This window comes from Burkholderia sp. MSMB1498 (assembly GCF_001526245.1).
In the GTDB taxonomy this organism is placed as follows: Bacteria; Pseudomonadota; Gammaproteobacteria; order Burkholderiales; family Burkholderiaceae; genus Burkholderia; species Burkholderia savannae.
Window position 1 is genome coordinate 84,728 of the sequence record NZ_LOYJ01000107.1, and the last position, 21,327, is coordinate 106,054.

General features: G+C 69.9%; 14 protein-coding genes and 1 riboswitch. Of the genes, 4 read left to right on the forward strand and 10 right to left on the reverse strand.

Annotated elements, in window-relative coordinates; all coding sequences use genetic code 11:
- Positions 1–38: 38 nt before the first annotated feature.
- On the forward strand, positions 39–2,333 hold the full coding sequence (gene metE, locus WS91_RS24565; protein WP_038750937.1) for a 5-methyltetrahydropteroyltriglutamate--homocysteine S-methyltransferase: 2,295 nt from the start codon (positions 39–41) through the stop codon (positions 2,331–2,333).
- Positions 2,334–2,596: 263 nt separating this feature from the next.
- On the opposite strand, the gene pepN is transcribed toward metE, so the two are convergent.
- Positions 2,597–5,299 carry an aminopeptidase N gene (gene pepN / locus WS91_RS24570; RefSeq protein ID WP_059671200.1) on the reverse strand — a complete coding sequence of 901 codons (2,703 nt, stop codon included), beginning with the start codon at positions 5,297–5,299 and terminating at the stop codon, positions 2,597–2,599.
- Positions 5,300–5,517: 218 nt separating this feature from the next.
- Between pepN and WS91_RS24575 the strand changes: the two genes are divergently transcribed.
- Positions 5,518–6,222, forward strand: a complete 705-nt coding sequence (locus WS91_RS24575; RefSeq protein WP_038745649.1) for a DUF4136 domain-containing protein — start codon at positions 5,518–5,520, stop codon at positions 6,220–6,222.
- A gap of 213 nt (positions 6,223–6,435) precedes the next feature.
- Here WS91_RS24575 and WS91_RS24580 read toward each other — a convergent pair whose 3' ends face one another.
- From WS91_RS24580 to WS91_RS24610, 8 genes are all read right to left on the reverse strand, one after another.
- Complete coding sequence (locus WS91_RS24580) at positions 6,436–7,008, reverse strand: TMEM165/GDT1 family protein (RefSeq protein ID WP_038745647.1); 573 nt, start codon at positions 7,006–7,008, stop codon at positions 6,436–6,438.
- Between the two features lie 76 nt (positions 7,009–7,084).
- Positions 7,085–7,221: riboswitch (yybP-ykoY riboswitch) on the reverse strand.
- Positions 7,222–7,699: 478 nt separating this feature from the next.
- Complete coding sequence (guaD, locus tag WS91_RS24585; RefSeq protein ID WP_059671201.1) at positions 7,700–9,010, reverse strand: guanine deaminase; 1,311 nt, start codon at positions 9,008–9,010, stop codon at positions 7,700–7,702.
- Positions 9,011–9,035: 25 nt separating this feature from the next.
- Complete coding sequence (locus tag WS91_RS24590) at positions 9,036–10,412, reverse strand: NCS2 family permease (protein ID WP_059584515.1); 1,377 nt, start codon at positions 10,410–10,412, stop codon at positions 9,036–9,038.
- A 96-nt stretch (positions 10,413–10,508) separates the two neighbouring features.
- The gene (locus WS91_RS24595) at positions 10,509–11,534 is read right to left on the reverse strand and encodes an adenosine deaminase (protein WP_059584517.1); all 1,026 of its coding nucleotides are present in this window, start codon (positions 11,532–11,534) and stop codon (positions 10,509–10,511) included.
- 40 nt (positions 11,535–11,574) lie between these two features.
- Positions 11,575–12,606 (reverse strand): xanthine dehydrogenase accessory protein XdhC, encoded by a 1,032-nt coding sequence (xdhC, locus tag WS91_RS24600; protein WP_038745669.1) that lies wholly within the window; start codon positions 12,604–12,606, stop codon positions 11,575–11,577.
- A gap of 23 nt (positions 12,607–12,629) precedes the next feature.
- Complete coding sequence (locus tag WS91_RS36295; RefSeq protein ID WP_156432476.1) at positions 12,630–13,094, reverse strand: hypothetical protein; 465 nt, start codon at positions 13,092–13,094, stop codon at positions 12,630–12,632.
- A gap of 349 nt (positions 13,095–13,443) precedes the next feature.
- Positions 13,444–13,953, reverse strand: a complete 510-nt coding sequence (locus WS91_RS24605; protein WP_038745639.1) for a disulfide bond formation protein B — start codon at positions 13,951–13,953, stop codon at positions 13,444–13,446.
- An 82-nt stretch (positions 13,954–14,035) separates the two neighbouring features.
- Positions 14,036–15,412 (reverse strand): amidase, encoded by a 1,377-nt coding sequence (locus WS91_RS24610; RefSeq protein ID WP_059671212.1) that lies wholly within the window; start codon positions 15,410–15,412, stop codon positions 14,036–14,038.
- A 636-nt stretch (positions 15,413–16,048) separates the two neighbouring features.
- Here WS91_RS24610 and WS91_RS24625 point away from each other — a divergent pair.
- Together WS91_RS24625 and WS91_RS24630 are read left to right on the forward strand one after the other, a co-directional pair.
- The gene (locus WS91_RS24625; RefSeq protein ID WP_038745636.1) at positions 16,049–17,359 is read left to right on the forward strand and encodes a gamma-glutamyl-gamma-aminobutyrate hydrolase family protein; all 1,311 of its coding nucleotides are present in this window, start codon (positions 16,049–16,051) and stop codon (positions 17,357–17,359) included.
- A gap of 393 nt (positions 17,360–17,752) precedes the next feature.
- Positions 17,753–19,048, forward strand: coding sequence for an MFS transporter (locus WS91_RS24630; protein WP_038745634.1), 1,296 nt, complete (start codon positions 17,753–17,755; stop codon positions 19,046–19,048).
- 416 nt (positions 19,049–19,464) lie between these two features.
- Here the strand turns inward: WS91_RS24630 and WS91_RS24635 are convergent, their stop codons facing one another.
- Complete coding sequence (locus tag WS91_RS24635; RefSeq protein WP_059671203.1) at positions 19,465–21,309, reverse strand: tetratricopeptide repeat protein; 1,845 nt, start codon at positions 21,307–21,309, stop codon at positions 19,465–19,467.
- Between the last annotated feature and the right edge of the window lie 18 nt (positions 21,310–21,327).

Sequence of the window (21,327 nt, forward strand, 5' to 3'; positions counted from 1 at the left end):
GCAAATCCGATACTGCCGGTCACTTCTGGAGGATCGAGATGACCACCGCACACATCCTGGGTTTTCCGCGCATCGGCGCGCAACGCGAGCTGAAGTTCGCCCTCGAACGCTATTGGCGCGAAGGCGCGTCGGCCGACGCCGAGCACGCGCTCGTCGAGACCGGCCGTGCGCTGCGCGCCGCGCACTGGCAGGCGCAGCGCGCGGCCGGGCTCGACTGCGTGACGGCCGGCGACTTCGCGTGGTACGACCACGTGTTGACGACGCTCGCGCACGTCGGCGGCCTGCCGTTGCGGTTCGGCTTCGACGCGCGCGCGCTCACGCTCGCCGACTACTTCGCGGCGGCGCGCGGCAACGCCGCGCAGCCGGCGATGGAAATGACGAAGTGGTTCGACACGAACTATCACTATCTCGTGCCCGAGTACTCGCCCGCGACGACGTTCGGGCCGGGCGTCGAGTGGCTTTTCGACGAAGTGCGCGAAGCGCGCGCGCTCGGCCATCGCGCGAAGGCGGCGCTCGTCGGCCCGCTCACGCTGCTGTGGCTCGGCAAAGCGCGCGACGGGCTCGCCGATCGCCTCGAGCTGTTGCCGCGCCTCGTGCCCGCGTATCGGTCGCTGCTCGCGCGATTGAAGCAAGCGGGCGTGGACTGGGTGCAGATCGACGAGCCGATCTTCGCGCTCGATCTGCCCGCCGCGTGGCGCGACGCCGCGCAGCCTGTCTACGAAGCGCTCGCGCCCGACGCGCCGAAGCTGCTCGTCGCGACTTACTTCGACGACGCGAGCGAGCACGCGGCGCTCCTGAAGGCGTTGCCCGTCGCGGGGCTGCACATCGACCTCGTGCGCGGCGACGCGCAGCTCGACGCGTTCGTCGCGGGCTATCCGGCCGACAAGGTGCTGTCGTGCGGGATCGTCGACGGCCGCAACGTGTGGCGCAATGATCTCGATCGCTCGCTAGCGCGGCTCGCGCCGGTGCGCGATGCGCTCGGCGAACGGCTGTGGGTCGCGACGAGCTGCTCGCTGCTGCACGCGCCCGTCGACCTCGCGCACGAGCCGAAGCTCGACGACGAGCTGAAGGCGTGGCTCGCGTTCGCGGTGCAGAAGACGCGCGAGGTCGCGGCGCTGCGCGACGCGCTCGTGAAGGGACGCGCGGCGGTCGCGGCGGAGTTCGACGATGCGGCGGCGGCCGCGAACGCGCGACGTACGTCGGCGCGCATTCACAACCCGCTCGTCAAGCGTCGCGTCGCGGCGCTGACCGATGCCGACGCACGCCGCGCGGGCGCCTACCCGGCGCGCGCGGCCACGCAGCACGCGCGTTTCGATCTGCCGCCGCTGCCGACGACGACGATCGGCTCGTTCCCGCAGACGCCGGAAATCCGCCGCGCGCGTGCGGCGCTCAAGCAGGGCGTGCTCGATCATCTCGGCTACCTGGAGGCGATGCGCGAGCAGGTGCGCATCGCGATCGACAAGCAGCTCGCGTACGGGCTCGACGTGCTCGTGCACGGCGAGGCGGAGCGCAACGACATGGTCGAGTACTTCGGCGAGCTGCTGTGGGGCTTCGCGATCACGAGCAACGGCTGGGTGCAGAGCTACGGCTCGCGGTGCGTGAAGCCGCCGCTCATCTATGGCGACGTCTATTTGCCGGAGCCGATGACGGTGGGCTGGGCGTCGTACGCGCAGAGCCTGACGGCGAAGCCGGTGAAGGGCATGCTGACGGGGCCCGTCACGATGCTGCAATGGTCGTTCGTGCGCGACGACCAGCCGCGCGCGACGACCGCGCTGCAGATCGCGCTCGCGCTGCGCCAGGAGACGCTCGATCTCGAGAAGGCCGGCATCGGAATGATCCAGATCGACGAGCCGGCGCTGCGCGAAGGGCTGCCGCTGAAGGCGCGCGATCGCGCCGCGTATCTCGCCTGGGCGGTGCGCGCGTTCAAGGTCGCGTCGTCGGGCGTCGCGGACGCGACGCAGATCCACACGCACATGTGCTATTCGGAATTCGGCGACATCCTGCCGTCGATCGCCGCGCTCGACGCCGACGTGATCTCGATCGAGACGACCCGCTCGAACATGGAGCTGCTCGACGCGTTCGAGACGTTCGCGTATCCGAACGAGATCGGGCCGGGCGTCTACGACATCCATTCGCCGCGCGTGCCCGACGCGGACGAGATCGAGCGGCTCATCCTGCTCGCGCTCGAGCGGATTCCAGCGGAGCGCCTGTGGGTGAATCCGGACTGCGGGCTGAAGACGCGGGAGTGGCGGCAGGTCGACGCGGCGCTCGCCGCGATGGTCGAGGCGGCGAAGCGCGTGCGGGAGACGGTCGCGCAGGCGGCGCTCGCGTGATGTGACGCGGCGGCGCGTGACGGCCGGGCGCGGCATGCGGCGCGCGCGTGTGTTTTGCGTCGGCGGGTGCGCGCATCGCTCGCGCGGGCCGCGCGACTCGACTCGATTCGATTCGACTCGATTCGATTGACTTCGGCTTCGGCTTCGATTCGCGCAGCCGATCGGGCGGTCGTCCGCTCGCTCGATAAAAAAGCCGGCATCGCAACACGCGATGCCGGCTTTTTCGTCCGCGGCCGCCGGGAAACGGGCGGCCGCAACCGCCGTCAGGCGAGCGCCTTCTCGACGATCTCCCGCACGTCGCGCGACTGCGCGTTCGCGGCGACACGCTCGAGCGCGTCGCGCATCTTGTCGCGCAGCGCCGGCGTGAAGCGGCGCCAGAGCTCGAGCGCGCGCGCGAGCCGCGCGGCGACCTGCGGATTGAGCGCGTCGAGCGCGAGCACCTGGTCGGCCCAGAACGCGTAGCCCGAACCGTCGGCCGCGTGGAACTGCGCCGGATTCGCCGAACAGAAGCCGAAGATCAGCGAGCGCGCGCGGTTCGGATTCTTCAGGTTGAACGCCGGATGCGCGAGCAGCTTGCGCACGACGTCGAGCGTCGGATGCTCGGGCGCGCCGCGCCGCGTCGCCTGCATCGAGAACCACTTGTCGATCACGAGCGCTTCCTTCTCGAAGCGGCGGTAGAAATCGTCGAGCGCGCGATCGGCGGCGCGCGCGGCGTCGGCCGAGCCGGCGGCCGCCGACAGCAGCGCGACGAGCGCGGCCGAGCGGTCGGTCATGTTGTTCGCGGCGTCGTATTGCGCGTTCGCGAGACGGACCGCGTCGGCCGGCTCGTCGAGCTCGGCGAGGTACGCGAGCGCGAGGTTCTTCAGCGCGCGGCGGCCGGAGTCGTCGGGCGTCGGCGCATACGCGCCCGGCGTCTGGTGGCGCTCGTGCACCGCGAGCCACTCGTCGCGCAGCGCGGTCGCGAGCTGGCGCCGCACGAACTGGCGCGCGCGATGGACGGCGGCCGGATCGGCTTGCGTCATCTGGTCGGCGAGATAGGCCTCCGACGGCAGCGTGAGCGCGAGCTCGCGGAACGCGGGCGACAGCGTGTCGTCCGTCAGCACGCGCTTGAACGCGGCGACGAACGCGTCGTCGAGCGCGAGCGGCTGCTGCGCGGCCGCGCGCGCGGCAAGCGTGAGCAGCGCGCGCGTCGCGAGGCGCTGGCCCGCTTCCCAGCGGTTGAACGGATCGCTGTCGTGCGCGAGCAGGAACGCGAGCTCCTCGTCGCGGTAGTCGTATTCGACGATCACGGGCGCCGAGAAATTGCGCAGCAGCGACGGCAGCGGCGCTTCGTCGACGTCGACGAACGTGAACGTCGTTTCCGTGTCGGTCAGTTCGAGCACGCGCGTCGTGCCCGACGCGGCCGTCTCGCCTTCGAGCCGCAGCGGCAGGTCGCGGCCGTCGGCGCCGATCAGGCCGATCGCGAACGGAATCAGCAGCGGCCCGTTCTGCGTGTCGCGCGCGGCGGGCGCGGCTTCGCCGTAGCCTTGCCGCAGCGTCACCGAATAGCGCTTCGCGGCGGCGTCGTACGCGGTGCGGACCGTCACGCGCGGCGTGCCCGCCTGGCTATACCAGCGCTCGAACTGCGCGAGGTCGCGGCCGTTCGCGTCGGCCAGCGCGTGCCGGAAGTCGTCGCAGGTGACCGCCTGGCCGTCGTGGCGCTGGAAGTACAGATCCATTCCCTTGCGAAAACCGTCGCGGCCGAACAGCGTCTGATACATCCGCACGACTTCCGCGCCTTTCTCGTAGACGGTCATCGTGTAGAAGTTGTTGATCTCGACGTAGCTCTCGGGCCGCACCGGGTGCGCCATCGGGCCCGCATCCTCGGCGAACTGGAGCTGGCGCAGCACGCGCACGTCCTCGATCCGCTTGACCGCGCGCGCCGCGGCATGCTCGCCGTCGCCCGCCGACATGTCGGCCGAGAACTCCTGGTCGCGGAACACGGTGAGGCCTTCCTTCAGGCTCAACTGGAACCAGTCGCGGCAGGTCACGCGGTTGCCGGTCCAGTTGTGGAAATACTCGTGGCCGACGACCGATTCGATGTTCGCGAAGTCGACGTCGGTCGCCGTTTCCGGATTCGCGAGCACGTACTTCGTGTTGAAGATGTTGAGCCCCTTGTTTTCCATCGCGCCCATGTTGAAGTCGCCGACGGCGACGATCATGAAACGGTCGAGATCGAGCTCGAGGCCGAAGCGCTTTTCGTCCCAGCGGATCGAATGGATCAGCGAATCCATCGCGTGGCGGGTCTTGTCGAGATCGTGCGGCTCGACCCACACCTGCAGCAGCTTTTCCTTGCCGCTGCCCGAGGTGATCTTTTCCTCGAGCTTGACGAGCTTGCCCGCGACGAGCGCGAACAGATAGCTCGGCTTCTTGAACGGGTCTTCCCATTTCGCGAAGTGGCGGCCGCCCGGCAGCCCGCCGGAATCGACGAGGTTGCCGTTCGACAGCAGCACCGGGTACGCGGCCTCGTCCGCGCGCAGCGTGACCGTGTACGACGCCATCACGTCGGGACGGTCGACGAAGTAGGTGATGCGGCGAAAGCCTTCCGCCTCGCACTGCGTGAAGAAATTGCCGCTCGACACGTACAGGCCGGACAGCGTCGTGTTCGATTCGGGCGCGCACGCGTTCTCGATCGTGAGCTCGAACGCGTCGGGCACGTTCTCGACGGTGAGGCCGTGCTCGTGCGCGCGCACGGCGTCGTACGGCCTGCCGTCGAGCCGCGCGCCGACGAACTCGAGCGCTTCGCCTATCAGCTCGAAGTGCGGCGCGGGCGCGGCGTCCGGGTTGCGACGCACGCGCATCGTGTTCTTGACGATCGTGCGCGCTGGCTCGAGATCGAATTCGAGCGCGACGGCGTCGATCAGGAACGCAGGCGGCGTGTAGTCGCTGCGGCGGATCACGGCGGATGGAGCGGCGGTATCGGACATGTCGATCGTGGGCTTAAGAAAGTAGGGGGCGCGCCGATCGGGCGGCGCGGCGGCAGGAGCCCATTGTACAAAGCCTTTGCGCGCGGTGCGCGGGGCGAACTTTTCGGCGCGCCGAACGGTCTTCGTATTATCGGCGCGGTGCCCGCGCGGGCGGCGTATGATCCGGTCATCGCGACGCCCGGCCGGCCCGCGCGACGCCATCGATCAAGAGGACGAACATGAAACGCAATCCCATCATCCGCGGCGCGGCATGGCTCGCGGGTGCCCTGATCGTGCTGCTGTCCGGCTGCACGTCCTACGTCACGACGCAGGTCACGGCGTTCTCGAACTGGAGCGGCAGCGACGCGACGCGCACCTACGCGTTCGCCCGGACCGCCGAGCAGCAGAATAGCCTCGAGCAGTCGACTTACGAGCAGATCGTCGGCAACGAGCTGTCGGCCTACGCATTCACCCGCGCGCCGGAGAAGGCCGCGCGCTATCTCGTCGGGCTCGCGTACGGCATCAAGAGCGATTGGGTGTCGGTGCCGCAGCCCGTCTACTACGACCCGTGGTTCGGCCCCGGCCCGTACTGGCGCGGCGGCCCGTGGGGGCCGTTCGGTCCGTGGGGACCGTTTCCGGCGGGCTACGTGAATCAGAGCTACCAGATCTTCCAGCGTTCGCTCGAAATCCGGATCACCGAGCGCGCGACGGGCAAGGAGGTCTATAACGTCGCCGCGCGCAACGCGGGCGAAGGCTCGTCGCTGCTGCAGGCGATGCCGTATCTCGCCCGCGCGGCGCTCGCCGATTTCCCGCTCGGCAACGGCACCGTGCGCACGGTGCGGCTGCCCGTCGACAAGAACGGCGCGCCCGCGCCGATGCCGTCGAACGAGCGCGCGGTGCCGGCCGCGCCCGCATCCGGCGCCGCCGCGGCGCCGGCGCGTTGAGAGGCGGCCTGGCGTCGAGGCAGGTCGGCGGAGCGGGAAGCCGGTGGTCTGGGCGGCCGGTGAAGCGGCCGGGCCGGTCGAAGAAGCGGCATATCGGCGAAGCGGGCGCCGGGCCGGCGGACAACGGGCCGCTGCCTTCGCCGCGAGCCGCGGCCGTGCGCGGTGGGGCTGCGCCCACGAATGGTCCGTCTGCCTGATGCGGTTTTCGCGCCGTCAGGCGCCGCCGCGAACGAACGCGAGCGCGCCGAGCACGACGAACAGCACGGCCGCGATGGCATGGACGAGCTTCGTCGGCAGCCGGTGCGCGAAGCGGTCGCCGAGCAGGATCGCCGGCACGTTCGCGAGCATCATCCCGAACGTCGTGCCGGCGACGACGCCGACGTAATCCTGGAAGCGCGCGGCGAGCGCGACGGTCGCGATCTGCGTCTTGTCGCCCATTTCGGCAAGGAAGAACGCGACGAACGTCGCGCCGAACACGCCGAGACGCGAGCGGTTCGCGTTCGCCTCGGCGGCGTCGAGCTTGTCCGGCACGAGAATCCACAAGCCCATCCCGATGAACGAAATCGCGAGCGCCCAGCGCATCACCGACGGCGTCAGATACACGCCGAGCCACTCGCCGAGCGCGCCGGCGAACGCGTGATTGATCAGGGTCGCGGCGAGGACGCCGGCGATGATCGGCAGCGGCTTGCGGTAGCGGGCGGCGAGGACGAGAGAGAGCAACTGGGTCTTGTCGCCGATTTCGGCGAGGGCGACGGCGCCCGTCGAGATTAGGAAGGCTTGAGTCACGGAATGAATATCCCAGGGCCTGGTTGAACGCGAGCGACGATTCGCCGCGCGCCGGGCCCATCTGCGGCGTGCGGTGAACCATCGGTCTCGCCAGGCCTTGCGGGCTGCGTCCGCCATGGCCGCGACGGCCAAGTCTGTTGACGGACGCCTCCGTCACGAGCGCGCCGGGCGGCGTCGGCTCGAGCGGAGCGGCTACTCCCCAATGAGGAGCGGATTCTAGCACGCCTTTTTTGCACGAAGGGAAGGATTGTTGCGTCGCGTTGCGTCGCGTCGCGTCGCGTCGCGTCGCGTGGAGCGAAGCGATGCGGGCAATCGATGTGGCGGGGATGCCGCCCGCACCGGCGCAGGCGGGCACGGCGGGCGGGGGCGGGCGCTGCGGGTTGCGGAGGACGGGCGGGGAAGCGTCGGGTTTCGGTCGAGTCCAATTTGAATCGGGTCGAATCGGGTCGAATGGGGGAATCGGCGCGCCAGGGCGCGCGAGCGCGGTGCAGGCGCGGGCGCGGCAGCGAGCACGCGCCGCGTGTGTCGGCGATTCGACTCGTGCCGGCGTCTTTGCCGTCGCGACTGCTGCACCGCAGCGTCGCGCGCGGTCGTCGGTCGTGATTCGCACGTCAGTCGATGCGTGTCGCTTCAGCGGGGGGGCGCGGCGTGTTCCGCCGCCGAACGGTCGCCTGCCTGCGTGCTCGGCCGCTCAGCTCGCGTCGGCGCCGTCGCGCCGATGCACGCAGCGCCCTGCCGCGTACGTGCGATAGACGGCGCGATCGTCGCCGAGCAGCGCGAGCGCGAACAGCAGCTCTTCGAGCGATTCCGCGCGCGCGGTGCGGCGCGCGAGCAGCGGCGTCGCGGCCGGATCGAGCACGACGAAGTCGGCCTCCGTGCGCGGCGCGAGCGTGCCGATCGTGTCCGCCAGCTCGAGCGCGTGCGCCGCGCCCGCCGTCGCGAGCCAGAACATGCGCGTCGCGCTCAGGTGATGGCCGGTCATTCGTGCGATCTTGTGCGCCTCGTTCATCGTCTGCAGCATCGAGAACGACGTGCCGCCGCCGACGTCGGTCGCGAGCGTGACGGCCATCCGCTGCGCATTCGCGCGATCGAAATCGAACAGGCCGCTGCCGAGGAACAGGTTCGACGTCGGGCAGTGCGCGGCGATCGCGCCCGTTTCCGCGAAGCGCCGGCGATCGTCGTCGTCGAGATGAATGCAGTGGCCGTAGACCGCGCGGCGGCGCAGCAGGCCGTAGTGATCGTAGACGTCGAGATAGCTGCGCCGCTCGGGGAACAGCTCGGCCGCCCAGCGGATTTCGTCGAGGTTCTCGGCGACGTGGCTCTGGATGAACACGTCCGGATGAAGCTTCGCGAGCGCGCCGCACGCTTCGAGCTGCTCGTGCGTCGACGTCGGCGCGAAGCGCGGCGTGAGCGCGTACAGCTGCCGGCCGCGGCCGTGCCAGCGCGCGATCAGCTCGGCGCTGTCGTCGTAGCCCGATTGCGCGGTGTCGCGCAGGAACTCGGGGCAGTGGCGGTCCATCAGCACCTTGCCCGCGACCATCCGCAAACCGCGCGCGTCGCTTGCGTCGAAGAACGCATCGGCCGACTGCTTGTGCACGGTGCAGTAGACGAGCGCCGTCGTCGTGCCGCACGCGAGCAGCGTGTCGAGGAAGAAGTCCGAGACGTCGCGCGCGTGCGCGGGATCGGCGAAACGCCGCTCGGTCGGGAACGTGTAGCGGTCGAGCCATGGCAGCAGGCCCGGCGCCGGCGACGCGATCATTTCGGTCTGCGGATAATGAACGTGCGTGTCGATGAAGCCGGGCACGATCAGCTTGTCGCGCATCTCGACGAGCGTCGCGCCGGGCGCGAGCCGCGGCGCGAGCGCCGCATGCGCGCCGGCCGCGACGACGCGCCCGTCGTCGACGATCACGAGGCCGTCTTCGTCGTACGCGGCCGCATCGTCCGATTGCGCGGGATCGCCGTCGAATCGCAGGAGGCGCGCGCGGAAAGCGGTTTGAGTCATCGTTGGGAATCCGTATCGATTGAAGTCAGAGCTGTGCGACGAGAAGCACCGACAGCGCGGCGACCACCCACATCGCCGGCTTTACTTCGTGGCGGCGGCCCGTGAAGAGCTTCAGCACGACGAACGCGAGGAAGCCGTACGCGATGCCTTCGGTGATCGAGTACGTGAGCGGGATCAGAATCATCGCGAGGAACGCGGGGATCGCCTCGTCGAAGCGATGCCATTCGATCTTCGTGATCGATTCCATCATGAACACGCCGACGAGCACGAGCGCGGGCGCCGTCGCGATCGCGGGCACGAGCGAGAGCAGCGGCGACAGGAACAGGAACGGCACGAAGCACAGGCCCGCGACCACCGCGACGAGCCCCGTGCGGCCGCCCGCCGAGATGCCCGCCGCAGATTCGATGTACGCGTTCGCGGGGCTCGTGCCGAGCGGCGCGGATACGACGGCCGAGAACGCGTCGACGATCATCGACTGGCGAATGTTGCGCGGATTGCCGTCGCGGTCGCGCAGGTTGCCCGCTTCCGAAATCGCCATGAACGTGGACAGCGCGTCGAAGAACGCGGTGAACAGCATCACGAAGATGAACGGCCAGTAAGCGAATTTCAGCGAGCCGAGCAGATCGAGCTGGCCGATCGCCGAGAAGTCCGGCGCAGCGACGAAGCCGTTCCAGTTGACGAGCGTCTTCACCGCGATCGCGGCGGGCCAGTACGCGCTGCCGTCGCCCCACACGCGGCCGATCGGGATCGCGAGCAGCGTGGTCGCGACGATGCCGAGCATGAGCGCGCCCGTCACGCGGCGCACGACGAGCACGGTCGTGATCGCGAGGCCGGCGAGGAACGTGACGATCACCGGATTGAGCGACGTCGCATGGACGATCGTCACCGGATCGCCGACGATGAACTTCGCGTTCACGAGCCCGATCAGGCTGATGAACAGGCCGATTCCGCACGACACCGCGTGCCGCAGGTTGGCCGGAATCGCGTCGACGACGAGCTTGCGCGCGTTGAACGCGGCGAGCGTCGCGAACAGCACGCCCGCCCAGAACACGCAGCCGAGCGCGGTTTGCCACGGCATTTTGCCGCCGTGGACCATCACGAACGTGAAGAGCGCGTTCATGCCCATGCCGGGCGCGACGAGCACCGGGTTGCGCGCGTAGAGTCCCATCGCGCAGCTGCCGAGGAAGCTGACGATCACGGTTGCCGTGAGCGCGGCCGAAAACGGCACGCCCGCCTGCGACAGGATGCCGGGATTCACGACGATGATGTACATCGCCGTCAGGAACGTCGTCACGCCGGCGACGATCTCGGTGCGCAGCCGCGAGCCGGACTCGCGAATGCCGAAGCGGCGCTCAAGCGCCGAGCGCTTCGCGGGCGCGGCGGTGCCTTGATAGAGGTCCATCGTTAAGCTCTCCTCAGAGTCTCGTGTCGAGCGCATCGCGTCACGACGCGCGCGCTTTCGCGCGCCCCGCATGCAGCGCGCGCGTCGTTTCGGCCGTCAGGCCGCGTGCCAGTGCGCGTCGAGCTTCGCGATCAGCGCCGCGCGTTCGTCGGCGCTCACGAACGACGCGTCGAAGCCGTTCTTGATCACCGTGTAGACGTCGGCATCGCCAAGCTGCAGCGCGTCGACGGTCGCGAAGTAGTTTGCGTTGACGTAGCCGCCGAAATACGCGGGATCGTCGGAGTTGATCGTCACCGCGACGCCGCGGTCGAGCAGATCCTTCAGCGTGTGCTTCGTCAGGTCGTCGAACACGCAGAGCTTCAGGTTCGACAGCGGGCAGACGGTGAGCGCGATCTTCTCGTTCGCGAGACGTGCGACGAGCGCCGCGTCTTCCGCGCTGCGCACGCCGTGATCGACGCGATCCACCTTCAGCACGTCGAGCGCTTGCGTCACGTAGTCGGGCGGGCCTTCCTCGCCCGCGTGCGCGACGAGCTTCAGGCCCCGCTCACGCGCCTTCTCGAACACGCGCGCGAACTTCGACGGCGGATTGCCGCGCTCGGACGAATCGAGGCCGACGCCCACGAGGCGCTGCGCGTAGCGATCGAAGAGGGGCAGCGCCGCTTCGAATGTCGCGAGCGCGTCCTCCTCGGACAGATGACGCAGGAAACACAGGATCAGCTTGCTCGAGAAGCCGCGCTTTTGCGCATCGGCGAGCGCGCGCTCGATGCCCGCGACGACGGTCTCGATCGGCACGCCGCGCTCGGTGTGCGTCTGCGGATCGAAGAAGATCTCCGCGTGCGCGACGTGATCGGCGAGCGCGCGCTCGACGTACGCGGCCGTCATGTCGTAGAAATCCTGCTCGGTGAGGAGCACGCTCGCGCCCGCGTAGTAGATGTCGAGGAACGACTGCAGATCGCTGAACGCGTAGGCGGCGCGCAGCGCGTCGATCGAGTCGTATGCGAGCTTCACGCCGTTGCGTTGCGCGAGCTTGAAGATCAGCTCGGGCTCGAGCGAGCCTTCGATGTGGATGTGCAGCTCCGCTTTCGGCGCGCGGGCGATCTTGTCTTGGAATGTCGGGGTCATCGTGGTGTCTGTATCGTAACCTGGTTTGAATGACGGCGGCTCAGCATGCGCGCGCGCCGGGCGGCGAAGGCGATGCGGCCGGATGCTCGTTCGCGCGGCGCGCGTCGACGGTCTGCAGGATCTGCGCGGCGACGGCGATCGCGATCGCCTCGGGCGCCTTGTCGACGATGCCGGGCACGCCGATCGGGCACTGCATCCGCGCGATCTGCAACGGGTCGATGCCGCGCGCGGCGAGCCGGTGCTCGAACTGCATCCGCTTCGTGCGCGAGCCGATCATGCCGAAGTACGCGTAGTCGCCGCGCGCGAGGATGCGGTGCGCGAGCTCGAGATCGCGGGCGTGATTGTGCGTCATCACGACGAAGTACGCACCGGGCTCGGCTTCGTCGATCGCTTCGTCGGGCGCGTCGTTCGCGTCAAGCGACAGGTTGCGGATGCCCGCGAGCGCATCGGGCGGCGGGAACTGCGCGTCGCGCTCGTCGACCCAGCGGACGTGGCAGGGCAGCGTGCCGAGCACGCGCACGAGCGCCGCGCCGACGTGCCCGGCGCCGAACAGCACGACCGAAAACGCGCGCGGCGCGATCGTCTCGGTCAATAGCGGCGCGCCGCTCATTTCCCACAGCAGGCAGTCGGGGCGCGCGGCGCCCGGCTCGGGCTCGCTCAGCATCACCGCGTCGGGGTCGGGGCCGAACGACACGCTGCGCACGGTCGGCGCGCCCGCCGCCGTGCGCTTGGCGAGCGACGTGACCCAGCCGAGATCGGCGATGTCGAGCCGCTCGAATGCGAGCACGACCGCGCCGCCGCAGCATTGGCCGAGGCTCGGGCCGAGCGCGAGCCGTTCGAGCCGTCGCGCATGCGGCGTGTGCGCGCCTTCCTTCAGCAGCTGTCGGGCGATCTCGATCGCCTTCCACTCGAGATGGCCGCCGCCGATCGTGTGGCGTGCGGCTTCGCGCGTGACGAGCATCTTCGTGCCCGCGTCGCGCGGCGCGGAGCCGTCGACGCGCGCCACCGTCACGAGGACGGCCGCGTCGCCGCGGGCGAGCAGGTGCTGCAGGTCGGTGAGCCAGGTTTCCATCCGGCGCTTCTCCTGATCCTGAGTCAGACCGCGACGGCCGGCCGGGCGGCTGCTGCCGTGCGATTCGCGCGGCGCGTGCGGGCGAGAGCGGTCGCGTCGGGATGCGTCGTGCGCGGCGCTCGCCGGGGCGCGGTGGCAGCCGCGGCGCGCGCGCGCTTGGCGTCTCGGCGCGACGAACGCGTGATCGCGGCGCTCGTCCGCGACGTGCTGCACGTGAAGCTCGCGCAGCCGGCTCGATCGCCGTGGCCGGAGGCAATGCGGCCGAAGACGACGAGGGACACGCCGCGGACGCGGCAACGGCGAGCGGCGGCGCGCATCGGCTGCGCGTCGCGACGGCGCGCGGCGGACGGGCGGACTCGCGGCGAACCGGCGCGGCGCGCGCCGTCGTCAGGCCGGGCGCCTCGCGCCTTGATGCGCGGGGCGGCGCGGACAGGGCCGCGGCGGGAAATGCGGATGGTTTGCGTTGTCATGGCGAATCCACGGGACATTGCGGATCAGGCGCGCGTTACGCAGGGTCGAGAGGCTCCCGCCTCGCGCACGTAGATCGCCATCCGGAAACGAAGATAGCACCGCAAAAAAATGGCGGCATGGCCTGGCAATGATGCGGGCTATTCGGCGGCGATCATGATGCACGTAGGATTCGCGCGCCCGTCCGAAGTTGCCGGGCGGCGGGAAACCATTGCCCCGCGCGGGTCGCGGCGGGGCGGGACGCGGATGCGGCGCCGCCGGCGCGCGTCGGCTCCCGGGCCGCCGCGCTCGGGAAAACGAGCAGCGGCCGAGCAGCGGCGGCGCGGAGCGATCTATCGCGATCCCCATGCGCCGCCGCGCCGACGCAGGTCAGCGCAGCCGGCCGCGGTGGCGCAGCAGGCTCACGGCGACGGGCACGACGATCAGCACGAATGCGATCAGCGCCCAGCCGGGCAGCAGGATGCCGAAGATCGGCGGATAGACGGTCTCGCACAGCCCGGCGACCTTGAACACGCCCGGCAGCCAGTGCGCAGGCGGCAGGCTGTCGACGATCGGCTGCAGCGCGTCGAAGCCGCAACTGAAGCCTGGGTTCAGTTGCACGTACAAATGGCGTGCGGCGGTGCCGACGCCCGCGGCGGCCGACAGCACGATGAGCGCCTCGGTCACCACGATGCCCGCGCCGCTCGTCATGCCCGCGCCGATGAACGCGAACAACGCGATCAGCACGAAGAAATAGCGCTGGATGATGCAAAGCGGGCACGGATCTTCGTTTTTCACGTACTGCAGATAAAGCGCGCCGGCCAGAAGCGCGAGGCACACGAGGCCGAGCAGCACGAGCAGGCGCCGTTCGCGGCGCAGCGAGAGCATCAGGTTGTTCATCGAAACGGGATTCCTTCGAGCGGTCAGGAAAATGAATCGTCGGATTTTAACGCGAACGCCGCGCCGTCTTCGGGCGGCGGCGTCAGCGGATCGTCGCGAGCACCGCTTCGACCGCCTGGCCGATCGCGAGCAGCGCGTCGTCGCGATGCGGCGCGGCGGCGAGCATCAGGCCGACGGGCGCCGTGTCGCGCGGATGGCACGGCAGCGACAGCGCGCAGGCGTCGAGAAAGTTGAACGCGCTCGGGTTGCGCAGCACGAGTGCGTTCGTGCGCGCGAACGCGTCGTCGTCACGCTCGAGCTCGTCGATGCGCGGCGGCGCGACGGGCACCGTCGGCGCGACGAGCGCGTCGAAACGCTGCCACACGGTGCGCGCCGCTTCGCCGATGAGCGCCGCGCGCGCGGCGACGAGATCGAGATAATCGGTGGCGCTCGCCGGCTCGCCCTTCAGGATGCGCGCGAGCACGCGCGGATCGTACGCGTCGCGGTGGCGGGCGATGAGCGGGCGATGCCACGCGTACGCCTCGATCGACGAAAAGCCGATGCGATTGATGTCGGGCAGCGTGTCGAGCGGCGCGAAGCGCGCTTCCGACACGATCGCGCCCGCGGCTTCCAGGTGCTTGAGCGCCGTGTCGAGCGACGCCGCGACGTGCGCGTCGACGCCGTCCGTCACGTAGTTCGTCAGCACGCCGAGCCGCACGCCTTCGAGCGGCCGCGCGGCGCTCACGTGCGGCTCGAGGCCCGCGAGGACCCGGTCGACGAGCGCGCAGCACGCAACCGACACGCCGATCGGGCCGAACGAATCGAGCGTCGCCGACAGCGGCACGCCGCCTTGCCTCGGAATCCGGCTCGCGGTCGGCTTGAAGCCCGTCAGTCCGCAGAGCGCGGCGGGTATCCGGATCGAGCCGCCCGTGTCAGTCGCGAGCGCGACGGCGGCCATGCCGTCCGCAACCGACGCGGCCGCGCCCGACGACGAGCCGCCCGCGATCCGCTCGTCGCCGGGCACGCCGCGCCGGTACGGCGAGCGCGGCGTGCCGTAGTGCGGATTCAGGCCCAGGCCGGAGAACGCGAACTCGCTCATGTTCGTGCGGCCGACGAGCACGGCGCCCGCGCGCTTCAGGCGGGCGACGGCGATCGCGTCGGCGGTCGCGGGGGGCGCATCGGCGAGCACGCGCGATCCCGCGCGCGTGACCTGCCCCGCGATGTCGAACAGATCCTTCACCGACACCGGAATGCCCGCGAGCGGCGACAGCACGGTGCCCGCGGCGCGCAGGCGATCGTGCGCGTCGGCGGTCGCGCGCGCGCCTTGCGCATCGACCTCGGTGAACGCGACCGCGCCCTGTCCCGCCGGATCGGCGATCCGTTCGAGCGCGGCTTCGACGAGCGCGCGGCTGGTCGTCGTGCCGGCGGCGAGATCGGCGGCGAGCCGGGCGAGCGGCGGGAAGGGGGCGAAAGTGGTCATGGCGGTATCGGGCTCGATCGGGTTGGCGACGCGCCGCGCGAAGCGCGCTCGGCACGACACGTCACGCCACGGCACGTCGCGTCGCGAAGCCGCGCGTGCGGCGTGCGACGCTCGGGTTCGCGCATTGTAGAACAGCGTTGCGGCGCGGGGTTGTGTCCGGCGGCTCGCCGCTTCGCGTGCGCGGCTCGCGTCGGCCGACGCACAGGATGCCGATTCGCCGCGCGGCGGCGAATCGGATCGCAGCGGTGGCGTTCGGGCGTGCGGACATGCGGCCGTTGCGATATCCGAACGACGTTTGCGGTCGACTGCAGGTTCGTGTGAGGTTTATTCGCGTGCGCTGTCAGCCGATGCGAGATTGCATGCGAGCCGCGCATGAAGTCAGGGGGGCGAAGCGCCTGGGCGGCGCATCGCGATGCAGTTTGCCGACGCGCGCTCTATGCGCGCTCGACGCGCACGCGCGCCGTTTCGCACGCCGAATCATGCGCGTCGTCGCGCGATTGCAACGTGCGTCGGCGTGAATTCGACACAACATTGCAACAATATTGACGAAACGCTGTCGGTTTGCCGCCGATCGTGTACTGAAGCATAATGAATTCTCGTTGATTCTCCGCGTGACCGACGCGCCAGACCTTCGTCATGAGCGAAAACACGTCCGCAAGAGCCGAGCAGTCCGGTTCTGCCTCTTCTTCCGTTGCGACGTCTTCCGGCCACGCCGGCGCGGCATCGTCTTCCGTTTCCGACAATCCGTCCGTGGGCGCGACCGTTCACGTCGGCGCGTTCGCCGCGCAGATCGCGGCCGCGCAGGACGTCGGCGACCCCGGCTCGGCGCCGACCGATACGATTGCCGAGCCCGGTGCGCCCGGCGTCGGCCCGGGCGGCCCGGGCGCGCGCCCAGCCGCCGCGTCGGCCGGTTCATCGGCCGGTTCATCCGCCGCCGCGCCGCCGGGCGCGACGGCCGCCGGCGCGGCTTCCGCCGCGAGGGCAGGCTCGCCGCCGCCCGGCTTCGGCGCGCCGCCCGATTTCGAGGCGTCGCGCCCGCCGCCCGCGAGCGCCGCGCCGCCTGCGCCGCCCGCGTACCTGAAACAGAGCGATACGCCGTGGTCGGTGTTCGGCCGGATCATCGCCGCGCGGGCGCGCCGGCTGTTCGACCGCGCCGGCCAGCGGATCACGCAACGCACGCTGCGCATCGGCGTGTCGGCGCGGATCTTCCATCCGGAGCCGGGCGCGCCGGGGCTGCGCGGCAAGACGCTGCAATATCTGGAGGAATCGATCGCGCACTGGGTGATGTCGCGCGACGTGCTCGTGTTTATGATTCCGACCGTCGGCCATCAGGGGATGCTGCACCCGAGCAACATCCGGCTGCGCGACTACGCGAAGCATCTCGACGGGCTGCTGCTGCAAGGCGGCGCCGACGTGTCGCCGCAGACGTACGCGGCTTCCGACGCGTATTCCGAGTGGCCCGGCGACCGCGTGCGCGACATGTACGAGCTCGAGCTGCTGCACGAGTTCATCGAGTCGGGCAAGCCGGTGCTCGGCGTGTGCCGCGGCTGCCAGCTGATCAACGTCGCGTTCGGCGGCTCGCTCTATCAGGACATCGCGACCGACGTGCCGACGGCGGGCGCGCACGTGAGCGAGCACTACGACCAGCACCGGCACGCGATCCGCTTCCCGGACGGCTCGACGCTCGCGAACATGTTCCCCGGCCGCCGCGAGGCGATCGTCAACTCGATCCACCATCAGGCGATTCGCGATATCGGCCGCGATCTGAACATCGAGGCGGTGTCGGCGGAAGACGGGATCATCGAGGGAATTCGTTATCGCCGCGCGCCGTTCGTCGTCGGCGTTCAGTGGCACCCGGAGTTTCATCGCGCGGGCGGCCCGGAGCTGCTCGACTGCACGCCGCTTCTCGACACGTTCCTGCGCGCGGCGCGCGAGACGCGGCTGTAGCCGATCGGCGCGCGACATCCTCGGCGCGAGACGACATGACGGGCCGCACGCGGGTGCGGCCCGTCGTTCGTTCGGCATCCGGAGCGTCGAAGCGTCGGAGTGTCGGAGTGTCGGAGAGCGGCGGTGCGGCCGCGTGATTCTCGCGGCGCGACGCCGCATCGCTCACACGATAATCGCGGGAAATCCCGGAGTATTCGTCAGTTTTCAAAGTCCTTTCGAACGACTTCGCAAGTGACGCATCGACGCATCCCGCCGCCGTTCGCAGTAAGATGGCAGGCGCCGTGCAGCGCATCATCGATCTGCACCGCCCCCGGCGCGCCGGGGCAAGAAACACGATGTGATACGCGCCGCGCGCCGCTCGATCGGCCGCGGCGCAGCCTTATCGAGAGAGACATGTCTACAGCGTCCCCCGCAATACAGCAGGAATCCAAGGCCAGGACCGTGTTCCGCGTCGTCAGCGGCAACTTCTTGGAGATGTACGACTTCATGGTCTACGGCTACTACGCGTCAGCGATCGCCAAGACCTACTTCCCGAACGGCAACGCGTTCGCGTCGCTGATGCTGTCGCTGTCGGTGTTCGGCGCGGGCTTTCTGATGCGCCCCGTCGGCGCGATCGTGCTCGGTGCCTACATCGACCATCACGGCCGCCGCAAGGGCCTCATCCTGACGCTCGCGCTGATGGCGCTCGGCACGCTGACCGTCGCGACGATTCCGGGCTACGCGACGATCGGCGTGCTCGCGCCGATTCTCGTGCTGCTCGGGCGGCTGTTGCAGGGCTTTTCGGCGGGCGTCGAGCTGGGCGGCGTGTCGGTGTACCTGTCCGAGATCGCGACGAAGGGCAACAAGGGCTTCTACACGTCGTGGCAGTCCGGCAGCCAGCAGGTGGCCGTCGTGTTCGCCGCGTTCGTCGGCGTGCTGCTGAACCGCGCGCTGCCCGTCGAGCAGATGACGGCGTGGGGCTGGCGCATCCCGTTCCTGATCGGCTGCCTGATCGTGCCGTTCCTGTTCCTGATCCGCCGTTCGCTGAAGGAGACCGACGAGTTTCTCGCGAAGCGCCGCCGCCCGAGCATGGGCGAGATCATGAAGTCGATGCTCGAGAACTGGGGCGTCGTGCTCGCGGGCATGGGGATGGTCATCATGACGACGGTGTCGTTCTACATGATCACCGCGTATACGCCGACGTTCGGCAAGGAAGTGCTGCATCTGTCGGCGATCGACGCGCTTGTCGTGACCGTTTGCGTCGGGCTGTCGAACCTCGTCTGGCTGCCGCTGTCGGGCGCGCTGTCCGACCGGATCGGCCGTCGTCCGGTGCTGATCGCGTTCACCGCGCTCACGATCCTCACCGCGTATCCGGTGATGCAGTGGCTCGTCGGTTCGCCGTCGTTCCTGCGGCTGCTGACGGCCGAACTGTGGCTGTCGTTCCTGTACGGTTCGTACAACGGCGCGATGGTCGTCGCGCTGACCGAAGTGATGCCGGCCGACGTGCGCACCGCGGGCTTCTCGCTCGCGTATAGCCTCGCGACGACGATCGGCGGCTTCACGCCGGCGATCTCGACGCTGCTGATCCACGAGACCGGCAACAAGGCGGCGCCGGGCCTCTGGCTAGGCCTCGCGGCGATCTGCGGGCTGATCGCGACGCTCGTGCTGTACCGGTCGCCGGAAGCGCGCAATCAGTACAAGACGGCTTGAGCGAACGTGCGGCCCGGCGCGAGCGGGCCGCGATGGACGAAGCGGAAAACGGAGCGCCTAGCGCTCCGTTTTTTTGTTTGGGCGAAGCGATTTGCGGCGGCGGAGCGTGGCGGCGGCGAGGATCGTTGTCGCGAGCCGTGGCGGTATGCGGGCGCGGCATCGACAATATTGCGGCACGAAGGCACGAAGGCACGAAGGCACGAAGGCACGAAGGCACGAAGGCACGAAGGCACGAAGGCACGAAGGCACGAAGGCTCAAAGGCTCAAAGGCGAGAAGGCGAGAAGGCGAGAAGGCGAGAAGGCGAGAAGGGCGCGAATTCCACCCATAACGGCGCGGCGCGCCCTGCACGAGCGACGATTCGCGGATACGACGCTCGAACGGCCGAAGGCGGTCCCGCACGAATGCGCGCGAGCCGTCACCCGCGCGCGATCTCGGCCGCGACCGTCGCGACCACATCGTCCCAGCGTCCCGGCTGCGATTGCCGGACGAGCCGCGCATGCGGATACCACGGACTATCGTCGCCCGTGCTCCAGCGCCAGTCGGCGGCGACGGGCAGCATCAGCCACAGCGGCTTGCCGAGCGCGCCCGCCAGGTGCGCGAGCGCGGTGTCGATCGACACGACGCCGTCGAGCCGATCGACGAGTGCAGCCGTCGCCGCGAAATCGGTCAAGCCATCGAGGCGGTGGATGCGCGCCGCATGCGGATGCACGTCGAGCGCCGCGCGCTCGGCGTCCGACAGCGCCGGCTGCAGCACGATCCAGTCGACGCCGGCGAGCGCGAAGAGCGGCGCGAGCGTGTCGAGCGGTACCGCGCGGTTTTCCTGCACCTGAGCGCTGCCGGACCACGCGAGCCCGAGCTTGCGCTTCGCGTGTCCGCCGAGCGAGCCGCGGAAGCGGCGGCGCGCGGCATCCGGCACGTCGAGATACGGCGTGCGGGACGGGATCGCGTCGTATTCGAGGCCGAGCGCGAACGGCAGGCTGAGGAGCGGACAGACGAGATCGGCCACGGGCATGCGCGCCGTATCGGTCGGCACGACGCTCACGCGCCAGCGCGCGGCCATTGTCTCGACGAGCGGCAGCAGCGCCGGCTGGACCTGCAGGATCAGCCGCGCGCAGCGCTCGCGCGCGAGCGGAACGAGCCGCACGAACTGCAGCGTGTCGCCGAAACCCTGTTCGGCGCGCACGAGCAGCGTGCGGCCTTCGATCGGCTCGCCTTGCCAGCGCGGCAGCGGCCCGAGGGGCGCCGCGCCCGGCAGCGCATGCCGCGCTTCATACGCGGGCAGGCCGCGCGCGAAGTCGCGCAGCGTGAGCAGCGTGACCGCGCGATGCATTTGCGCGAGCGCATGCGCGGGATCGAGCCGCAGCGCCTGGTCGAATGCGCGCAGCGCCATCTCGTGCGCGCCGAGCGCGTGGTGCGCGGTGCCGAGATTGAGCCACGCGAGCACGAACGACGGATCGAGTCCGACCGCGCGCTCGTAATGCGGCAGCGCGTCGCGATGGCGGCCGAGCGCCGCGAGCGCGTTCGCGAGCCCGAACAGCGCGAGCGGAAAGCGCGGCTGCAGCGCGAGCGCGGATTCGAACGCGGGCAGCGCCTGCGCATGCCGGCCGATCGCATCGAGCGCGTTGCCGAGATTGAAATGCGCGGCGACGAAGCGCGGCTCGGCGGCGAGCGCCGCGCGAAAATGCGAGATCGCTTCGTCGGTGTTTCCGAGCGCGGCGAGCGCCATCCCGAGGTTGTTGTGCGCGCCCGCGTGGCCGGGACGCAACTCGAGCGCGCGGCGAAACGCCGCGAGCGCGTCGTCGTGCCGGCCGAGCGCGTTGAGCGCGTTGCCGAGGTTGTTGTGGATCGATGCGTCGCCGGGCGTGAGCGCGAGCGCGCGCTCGAACGCGTCGACCGCGTCATCGTGACGCTCCTGCGCCGCATACGCGTTGCCGAGGTTGTAGTGCGCGAGCGGGAACGTCGGCGCGAGCGTGAGCGCGTTGCGAAAGCGCTCGATCGCGTCGTCGAGGCGACCGAGCGCCTTGAACGCATTGCCGAGGTTCAGTTGCAGCGCGGCGTCGTCCGGACGCAACTCGACCGCGCGGCCGACGAGATCGGCCGCTTCTTCGTGCCGGCCCTGCTGATGGCGCAGCACGCCGAACAGGTGCAGCGCATCGGCGTCGGCGGGGTTGGCCGCGAGCGCCGCCCGATAGCCGTGTTCGGCGACGTCGAGCCGGCCTGCGCGGTGTGCGGCGAATGCGCGGTCGAAAGCGGATTCCATGACGCGAGACAAACGGGA

Bases quoted from the DNA above. Each gene is read 5' to 3' on its own strand.
- metE (WP_038750937.1), top strand. From the start codon at position 39: ATGACCACCGCACACATCCTGGGTTTTCCGCGCATCGGCGCGCAACGC.
- WS91_RS36295 (WP_156432476.1), bottom strand. From the start codon at position 13,094: ATGTCCCGTGGATTCGCCATGACAACGCAAACCATCCGCATTTCCCGC.
- WS91_RS24590 (WP_059584515.1), bottom strand. From the start codon at position 10,412: ATGGACCTCTATCAAGGCACCGCCGCGCCCGCGAAGCGCTCGGCGCTT.
- WS91_RS24575 (WP_038745649.1), top strand. From the start codon at position 5,518: ATGAAACGCAATCCCATCATCCGCGGCGCGGCATGGCTCGCGGGTGCC.
- guaD (WP_059671201.1), bottom strand. From the start codon at position 9,010: ATGACTCAAACCGCTTTCCGCGCGCGCCTCCTGCGATTCGACGGCGAT.
- WS91_RS24595 (WP_059584517.1), bottom strand. From the start codon at position 11,534: ATGACCCCGACATTCCAAGACAAGATCGCCCGCGCGCCGAAAGCGGAG.
- WS91_RS24630 (WP_038745634.1), top strand. From the start codon at position 17,753: ATGTCTACAGCGTCCCCCGCAATACAGCAGGAATCCAAGGCCAGGACC.
- xdhC (WP_038745669.1), bottom strand. From the start codon at position 12,606: ATGGAAACCTGGCTCACCGACCTGCAGCACCTGCTCGCCCGCGGCGAC.
- WS91_RS24625 (WP_038745636.1), top strand. From the start codon at position 16,049: ATGAGCGAAAACACGTCCGCAAGAGCCGAGCAGTCCGGTTCTGCCTCT.
- WS91_RS24635 (WP_059671203.1), bottom strand. From the start codon at position 21,309: ATGGAATCCGCTTTCGACCGCGCATTCGCCGCACACCGCGCAGGCCGG.
- WS91_RS24605 (WP_038745639.1), bottom strand. From the start codon at position 13,953: ATGAACAACCTGATGCTCTCGCTGCGCCGCGAACGGCGCCTGCTCGTG.
- WS91_RS24610 (WP_059671212.1), bottom strand. From the start codon at position 15,412: ATGACCACTTTCGCCCCCTTCCCGCCGCTCGCCCGGCTCGCCGCCGAT.
- pepN (WP_059671200.1), bottom strand. From the start codon at position 5,299: ATGTCCGATACCGCCGCTCCATCCGCCGTGATCCGCCGCAGCGACTAC.